The sequence below is a fragment of the Bifidobacterium sp. POST2/T3 (B1) genome (assembly GCF_058197115.1).
In genome coordinates this window covers 1-2,394 of record NZ_JBVPQK010000394.1, presented here as the reverse complement: position 1 = coordinate 2,394, position 2,394 = coordinate 1, and the positions used below count along the sequence as shown (strand labels likewise).

Below are 2,394 nucleotides of genomic sequence, written 5' to 3'. Positions count from 1 at the left end.
CCAGTCGCATGACCATGTGCGTGTCCCCCGGTCTGCGGCGCGGACGAAGTCGCCACGCAGACGGGCCCGGGTATCCTTTGGAGATTGATCCATGGCGCGCTCTACCTCGGAATTGTCGACCGGCGAGCGCATGAGCCCATGCCCGACCAGGCCAGGGTAGGATCTTCCCGCGCTCAAATCGTGATAGTCCAAGTCCAAAGCCTCGGCCAGATCCCGCCCGGCGCCACGTCGACTCAGGCCTTGAAGCAGCCGCAGCTTGGCAGCCCAATCCACCCAGTCAGCCAGGTCCCGCCAACGCCCCGCATCCAGCGCATCCAAGGCGGACCTCCAAAGTTGCAGGGCACGCAGAGCCTGGGACCGGTCGATGCCTATATCCTCCTCCTGATCCACCAAGGCCCTGCAGGCCGACCAATAGGCCTCTTGCAGACCCAGAGCACTGATGCCGCCGGTCTTCGTCGAAGCCTCCAGCTCCAGGGTGACCCGGCCGGTCCGATCCCGGCTGACGGCTCGGACTGCTGTACTGGGATCAGCCAGGGCCCAGTCGGCCAGGTCTGACCGTCGGCCCCGACGGCAGGCCTGCTCGATCAGGTTGAGGACCAGGTGGGTACTGGCCATCTTGAACCAAGTGGCCAACGGCGACCGGTTGGTATCCCCTACGATCACATGCAGACGCCGCCATCGTTCAGGATCGGCCAGAGGCTCGTCACGGGTGTTGACCATGGGACGGGCACGGGTGGTGGCCGAGGAAACCGCCTCGTCCAGAAAGTCTGCCCGCTGGCTGAGCTGGAACCCATCCGAACTCAGACGACCCGCCCCCGTTATCAGCTGTCGGGTGACAAGAAAGGGAACCAGGCAGGCTCCGATCATGTCCAGGGGGACCCGCCGGTCCAACAGGTAGTTCTCATGGCAGCCGAAGGCATGGCCTTGGGCATCCACATTGTTGGCAAAGACGTGAACCTTCACGGGCCTGCCCAGGTCCTCCGCCAAGCGTTTCCCGGCGCGCTCCGCGAGGTCGGTCATGATCCGCTCCCCGGCCAGCACCTGGGTCAGTGCCGTCAGCGGATCGCGCGCCTCCGCCGTGGCATACTCCGGGTGTGAGCCCACATCCAGGTAGAGTCTGGCGCCATTGGGCAGATAGATGTTGGTTGAACCGTTCTTAACAATGAGCGGGCGGAACATGGCCATGGCCACCCTGCCGGCGGCATATGGGGCACTGGCACCGGTCAGGCTCAGTCCATACTCGGTCTCGATGCCGAATATCCTGCGAAAGTCCGAGTCAGTCCCCTGCCCGTCCGCCATGGATCACTGGCCGCCCTTCTGGACGAAGCCCTGCACATACTCCTTAGCATTGGTCTCCAGGGTGGTCTCGATGTCATCCAGGACGGCATCCAGGTCGGACCCAGCCGCCTGGTCCTGTTCATGTGCACCGGTCTGCAGCAGATCCTCTTCCTGCTCCTGCTGCTGCCCGGCTGCCATGCGCCGTCCCTGCTGGGATGCCTCAGCCATGGTCGCTCTCCTTTCCGGAGCGGATCAGCGCCCGCTCAGATACGTATTCAGATCCTCCGCGATGAGTCCGTTGGTGGCCACCACGTCGTTGCTGCCCTCCCAACGCACATGCCCGCCGTCCCAGCGCCAGAGGGTGCCCTTGGCCTCCCGGACCACGACAGCCGCTGCAGAGACGGCAGGGATGTCCCAGGAGTGCAAGGCCGGTTCGAAGTAGGCGTCGTAGCTGCCGTCCGCCACCCGGCACAGGTCCAGCGAGACCGGACCGACGCGCTTGATGTCGGCAGGCTTGCCGGCCATGCGCGAGACGATCTGCAGGACCTTTTCGGACTCGTTGGGGAAGTAGGACATGCCGAAGCTGATTACTGATCCGGTCAGGGTGGTCATGGTGGAGGGAATGATCTTCTCCCGCTTGTCGCCCACGATGGTCCGTCGGATCCTGATGGCGCCCTGGCCTTTTGCGGCCAGATAGGTCAGGCCCAGGACCGGCGCATGCACAATGCCCAGGACCGGCGAAGCATGGCCCTTCTCGTCTACGGCGAACAGGGAGATGGTCAGCGTCCATTCGGCCATGTTGCGCACATAGTTGACCGGACCGTCGATGTGGCCCAGGCACCAGTAGCGGCCGCCCGGACAGCGATTGCCGGCCTCCTCCTCCCAGAAGCCGTCCATGGGGTCCAGGGCGGCGATCTTGGTTCGGCAGTAGCGAATCAGACGTGTGTCGATGCCCGGCGAAAACTGGGTACCCTGGCCGATGGCTGAGGTAGAGCGGGGATCGTGGGGGTTGATCTGGTCCTGAAGGGCATGACGACCAGCCTCCACGGCAATGGTGGCGGCCTGCATGGCCAAATCGCGCAATTCCATACTTCTCTTCTCTTTCAAACGGGTGGT

At 64.1% G+C, this 2,394-nt stretch carries 3 protein-coding genes; all 3 read right to left on the bottom strand.

Annotated features, from left to right (window positions below; all coding sequences use genetic code 11):
• Positions 1-1,299, bottom strand: a 1,299-nt coding sequence (locus AC0AP0_RS12025; RefSeq protein ID WP_490430636.1) for a proteasome accessory factor PafA2 family protein, incomplete at its 3' end; no start/stop codon positions are given.
• A gap of 3 nt (positions 1,300-1,302) precedes the next feature.
• The gene (locus tag AC0AP0_RS12020; protein WP_490430638.1) at positions 1,303-1,476 is read right to left on the bottom strand and encodes a ubiquitin-like protein Pup; all 174 of its coding nucleotides are present in this window, start codon (positions 1,474-1,476) and stop codon (positions 1,303-1,305) included.
• A 54-nt stretch (positions 1,477-1,530) separates the two neighbouring features.
• Positions 1,531-2,367 carry an inositol monophosphatase family protein gene (locus AC0AP0_RS12015; RefSeq protein WP_490430637.1) on the bottom strand — a complete coding sequence of 279 codons (837 nt, stop codon included), beginning with the start codon at positions 2,365-2,367 and terminating at the stop codon, positions 1,531-1,533.
• Positions 2,368-2,394: the final 27 nt, after the last annotated feature.